We start from the raw sequence: 4,800 nt of genomic DNA on the forward strand, positions 1-4,800 counted from the left end.
GGCTGGCGCCTGCTCGGCGCCGCACCCTGCCGCGCGTGTGCCGCGGAGGTCGAGGACTACCTCTCCGGCTGGCGCACCCGGGCGCTGCGCGTCCTGACCACCACCGGACCGAGCGGACCCGACTGGGACGAGCTGTGGACGCGGATCCGCCATCAGCGCATCGACCCCGACACCGCCCGCGCGGCCCTGCGCGGACCCGCCGTCGCCCATCTCGAGCGCATGGCGGCTTTCGCACTCGCCGACGGCACGATCGGCGGCGCCGAGCTGGAACGATTCGATGCGACGGTCGCCGCGCTCGAGGTGTGCGACGCGGCCGTGGACGAGTTGCGCCGCAGCCTGCGGCGGCTGCGCATCCTGTCCCGGCTGCGTGCGGGCGAGCTCCCGGTGATCGCGGTGCCCGATCTGCATCTGGACCCGCAGGAACGCGTCCATCTCGACACCGCCGCGACCCGCATCCGCCGGTCGGGCCGCGGCGCGCAGGCGTCACCGGGACGGTTGATCTGCTCGAACCGGAAGTTACGCTTCATCGGACCCGACGCGGGTATCGAAATACCCTGGGCCCGAGCGGTTTCCGTAGCGGCCTCCGAGACGGGCGTGACGGTGGCGGCGACCTCGGCACGCGGCGGGGCCGAATTCGATGTCGACGAACCGGAATTGGTGGCCGCGATCGTGGAAGGCGCCCTGCGAGTGGCGAAACGGCTCACGGTCGCGCCGGGCAGACGCGACAGCCGGTCCATCGCACCCGATATCAAGGCGGAAGTGTGGCATCGCGACGGCGGCCGGTGCGTGGAATGCGGCGCCACCCACTACCTCGAATTCGACCACATCATTCCGCTCAGCCGCGGCGGCGCGACCAGTGCGGCGAATCTGCAGATCCTGTGCCGCGGCTGCAACCGCGACAAGGGCGACCACATCTGAGCCGTCGTCAGCCCGCCTCTCCGGCGATCTCGAATCCGGCCTCGGTCAGCGCATCGGTGGCGGCGGCGCTGCGCGATTCGGGCACCAGGACCAGATCCGCATGGTAGGTCGAGGCGACGAAGACGGGAATGCCGTGCCGCGCCAGGGGTTCCAGAATCGCGGTCAGCGCACCGGAGGTGTCCAGCTCGCGGGGCGTGGCGGCGTACAGGCCGAGCCAGCACGACTCCCGCTCCCACGGCGGGGCCTCGCGCACGACCGTCAGCCCCTCCGGCGCCCGCACCAGCGCCACCCATTCGTCGTCCTCCGGAAAGGTCGCGGACGGGATGTGGTCGACGCTGAATCGGGACGGCAAGATGTGCAAGCGCTGGGATTTCGCCATCGGCTCATCGTAGGCGGGGCTCAGGTCGTCGCCACCAGCAACTCCTCGCCGTTGGAGGTGCGCAGCCCGTCCGGCCGCCCGGCGAAGTAGCGCGCGTTGAGTTCGTCCGCCGAAATGTGGTGCGCCTGCGCGAAACCGGCCCTCCGGGCCATGGCGACGAGCTGCGCCGGGGCGTAGAAGCTGAGGAACGGCGTGCCCGAGGCCGCCGCCCCCGAGACCGCGAACTCCCGGCTCGGCCGATCCTGTTCGTCGAGCAGTTCCAGCGGCGGCTGGAAGGTCATCACGACCGTGGATCCGGGCGCTGTCCGCGCCAGCAGCGACAGCGTTTCGCGGTTGGCCTCGTCGGTGAGATACATGCTCACCCCCAGCGAGGCGACGATAGCGGGCCGGGACGGATCGAAACCGGCCGCGGTCAGGCGCTCCCACCACGAATCCTTCTCGAAATCGACGGGGACCGAACGCAACCACTCCGGGAGGCCGTAACCGGTCTCGGCCAGACGCTGCCGCTTCCAGGCCTGCGTCTGCGGCTGATCGACCTCGAAAATCCGGAAACGAGCGGCGATGTCGGGTTTGCGCTGCGGGAACGTCTCCAGTCCGGCGCCCAGCAGCACGTATTGGCCGACCCGCCCGGCCTGTTCGGTGAGCAGATCCTCCACGAATCGCGACCGCACCACGATGCTCGCCCGGAAGCGGCTGGTGCCCACGGGATGCATATCGCCGCGCTCGCGCCAGCCCTCCGGCGGATCGGCCAGACGCAGGCCGATCTCGTCGTCGAGCACATGCGGCGGCGGGTCGAGCCGAACGTGCAGCGCGCGCCACAGCGCGACCCGCACGGCGGTCTGATCGGGCACGGCGGTCTGATCGGGCACCGCACCGGTCCGGGTATCGCTCATCGGTCACCACCGGGAGCCTGCAGCGTCCACACTCGCCCGTCGGGATCACGCACCGTCATCTCGCGGGTTCCGTAATGGGTGTCGGCGAACGGCGAGACCACCTCGACCGGCGCCGGAAAGTCCTGCTCCGCTTCCACTTTCAGCACGACCTGCATTCCCGGTTCACGATCCGCCGGCACCTCGGCGATGAACAGATACGGACCGTCCCCGTTGCGGAGCTGTCCGGAATTGTGGTCGGTGGCGAATTCCAGTTCGAAGCCCAGCTGCTGGAAGAACTTCGCCGATTTCCCCCAGTTGTGGGTCTCCAGAAAAATCGCCTCGACACCTCTGGCGGCCATCTCACTTCTCCTTCTCACGCGTCGGCGGTTCGGCGCCGAGATACGCCCGCAGCGCCTCGGCCACCAACGCCGACAGCGACATCTCCGATTCGACCGCCCGGTATTTGACCTGCTTGATCAGCTCCACCGGGAGATACACGTTGAACTGCTTGACTTCCTCGGCACCCACGAGAGAACACTAACATGCTAGCAATCTAGATTGCTAGATCTATCGGCCCGCGAAGGTCACGAAGTGATCTTCCGAACCGGCTACTCGGACGGCTCCTCGTCCGATCGCGGCGTCCCCGACAGCCGGATCACCCCCGCCTCCAGGTCGAGATCCAGCCGCGGCCGATGCTGCTGCCCGTCGCTGTCACCGCCGCTCTCGTCGGTCAGCTTCTTGCCGGGGAACATCTCACCGAACACGCCCATAACCCCACGATAGCCGCCTGCGCGGCCGCGGGCGGGGACGGAAACGGCCTCAGCGCAGTTTGATCGACCCGCCGTCGACCATCAGGGTCTGGCCGGTCATGTATTTCGCATCCGCGCTGGCCAGGAATACCGCGACCCGGCCGATATCGCTTTCCGGGTCGCCGAAGCGATGCAGCGGGGTGCGCGCGAGCAAGGCCTCCTCGACGCCGGGATTTGCCTCGATATAGGCGGCGACCCCCTCGGTCAGCGCCAGCGGCGAGATCACGTTGACATTGATGTCGTCGGCGGCCCATTCGTTGGCGGCGACCCGGCTGATCGCCCGGATCGCCTCCTTCGCCGCCGCGTACGAACCCTGCCGCACCTGCCCCTCCAGCCCCGCGCCGGAGGCGAAGTTGATCACCGAGCCGCGGTTGCGCTTCAGATACGGATAGCAAGCGCGCATCAATCGGAAGGTCGGATAGAAGCCGGTGCCGAAGGACAGGTCGAACATTTCCTGGGTGGTCTCGAGCAGCGGCGCCTGCTTGGAGACGTGGGCGTTGTCGACCAGCACGTGCACCGAGCCGAACCGCTCGACCGCCGCGGCGACGATCAACTCGGCGCTCTCCTCGCGGGTGATGTCGGCGTGCAGATACGCCGCTGCGCCGGCCAGCTCCCGTTCCAGCTCACGTCCGGCCTCGTCGTTGATGTCGACGAACAGGATCTCGGCGCCTTCCTTCGCGAAGGCGCGCACGATTCCCCGGCCGATGCCGCCCGCACCACCGGTGACGATCGCAACCTTTCCTTCGAGCCGCACACCCACTCCTCTCGCTCCGGAAAAATTCCACGCTGTCAGGTCCGCGGATTCGGGTCGGGCGCCGTTCCGGTCAGCGGGATACCGGACGAACGGGATGGACCGCCATCGCGCAGTGTGTCTGCCGTCACTACACTCGGGCTTCAATTCCGGTTCTCGCCCAGATTCGACGGGCAGGATGGAAGTGACTCACGATCGGAGGCATCGATGCCACTGGCCACATCGGCACCCCGCCCCCTGCCGCCGTCGATGGTGGAGCGGATGACGCTCATTCTCGACATGTTCGAGCACCGGTCGACGCGGCTGAGCCTCGTGGAGATCTGCACACACAGCGGGCTCCCGCGCTCGACCGCGCATCGCATCCTCGACCAGCTCGTGAAACTGCACTGGCTCGAGCACACCCCCTCGGGCTACTGCCTGGGCCGCCGTTCACTCGGGCTCGGTGGCTACGACGGCCGGCACGGCGAGATCCGCGAGGCGGCGGCCGAGCACCTGCACGAACTGCAGCTACGGACCGGACTCGTGGTGCACCTGGCGGCTCTCGAAGGCGCCGACGAGGTGTTCCTGGACAAACTCGGCGGCCCGTTCGCGCGCACGCTGGAATCGCATGTGGGACGCCGCAGTTTCGCCCACCTCACCACCGGCGGCCGCGCCATGCTGGCCTGGCTGCCGCCGGAGGAAGTGGAGGCACTGCTCGGCAAGCAGCTGTCGAATCCGGTCCAGGGCCGAGGCTGGGATGTGCCGAGCCTGCATCGCGAATTGAACCGGATCCGCCGCAATCGCGGGCTGTCGTTCGACCGCGGCGAATACACCAATGCGATGGTGGGCCGGGTACTTCCCAGCGTGGCCGCCGCGATCCGGGGTCCGCAGGGTCCGCTGGCCGCGATCTGCCTGTGCGGGGAAACGAACTTCGCGACGATGGAGCGTCTCGCCCCGCTGGTCGCGGAGGCGGCCGCGCGCACCTCGCGCGCGCTGGCCGCCGAGTCCCGCGGGCGACGTCATGTCCCGGCCGGCCGGCGCGCACAGGCGGTCCGGACGAACGGGCGCTCGCTCGCCGCCTCGCCGAGTCGC

The 4,800-nt window shown here is 68.8% G+C and carries 8 protein-coding genes; 2 read left to right on the plus strand and 6 right to left on the minus strand.

Annotated elements, in window-relative coordinates:
• Positions 1-918 (plus strand): HNH endonuclease (locus tag NN2_RS35375; protein ID WP_169812492.1); only part of this gene is annotated, 918 nt, incomplete at its 5' end.
• 7 nt (positions 919-925) lie between these two features.
• Here the strand turns inward: NN2_RS35375 and NN2_RS35380 are convergent.
• From NN2_RS35380 to NN2_RS35400, 6 genes are all read right to left on the minus strand, one after another.
• Positions 926-1,297, minus strand: coding sequence for an ACT domain-containing protein (locus NN2_RS35380; RefSeq protein WP_063019600.1), 372 nt, complete (start codon positions 1,295-1,297; stop codon positions 926-928).
• A 20-nt stretch (positions 1,298-1,317) separates the two neighbouring features.
• Complete coding sequence (locus tag NN2_RS35385) at positions 1,318-2,190, minus strand: class I SAM-dependent methyltransferase (RefSeq protein ID WP_063019602.1); 873 nt, start codon at positions 2,188-2,190, stop codon at positions 1,318-1,320.
• Positions 2,187-2,528 (minus strand): VOC family protein, encoded by a 342-nt coding sequence (locus tag NN2_RS35390; protein ID WP_039784179.1) that lies wholly within the window; start codon positions 2,526-2,528, stop codon positions 2,187-2,189. Before NN2_RS35390 ends, NN2_RS35385 begins: the two co-directional genes overlap by 4 nt.
• Position 2,529: 1 nt before the next feature.
• Positions 2,530-2,697, minus strand: coding sequence for a ribbon-helix-helix domain-containing protein (locus NN2_RS35395; protein ID WP_036499828.1), 168 nt, complete (start codon positions 2,695-2,697; stop codon positions 2,530-2,532).
• An 80-nt stretch (positions 2,698-2,777) separates the two neighbouring features.
• Entirely contained in the window at positions 2,778-2,939 is a 162-nt protein-coding gene (locus NN2_RS38015) for a hypothetical protein (protein WP_169812493.1), read from the minus strand.
• A 49-nt stretch (positions 2,940-2,988) separates the two neighbouring features.
• Complete coding sequence (locus tag NN2_RS35400) at positions 2,989-3,732, minus strand: SDR family NAD(P)-dependent oxidoreductase (RefSeq protein ID WP_030518469.1); 744 nt, start codon at positions 3,730-3,732, stop codon at positions 2,989-2,991.
• A gap of 204 nt (positions 3,733-3,936) precedes the next feature.
• Between NN2_RS35400 and NN2_RS35405 the strand changes: the two genes are divergently transcribed.
• Positions 3,937-4,800 (plus strand): IclR family transcriptional regulator (locus tag NN2_RS35405; RefSeq protein WP_156511571.1); only part of this gene is annotated, 864 nt, incomplete at its 3' end.

The sequence above is a fragment of the Nocardia nova NBRC 15556 genome (genome assembly GCF_001613005.1).
Lineage (GTDB): Bacteria > Actinomycetota > Actinomycetes > Mycobacteriales > Mycobacteriaceae > Nocardia > Nocardia nova.

Excerpts from the sequence above, each read along its gene's own strand:
- NN2_RS35380 (WP_063019600.1), bottom strand. The coding sequence starts at position 1,297 with ATGGCGAAATCCCAGCGCTTGCACATCTTGCCGTCCCGATTCAGCGTC.
- NN2_RS35385 (WP_063019602.1), bottom strand. The coding sequence starts at position 2,190 with ATGAGCGATACCCGGACCGGTGCGGTGCCCGATCAGACCGCCGTGCCC.
- NN2_RS35390 (WP_039784179.1), bottom strand. The coding sequence starts at position 2,528 with ATGGCCGCCAGAGGTGTCGAGGCGATTTTTCTGGAGACCCACAACTGG.
- NN2_RS38015 (WP_169812493.1), bottom strand. The coding sequence starts at position 2,939 with ATGGGCGTGTTCGGTGAGATGTTCCCCGGCAAGAAGCTGACCGACGAG.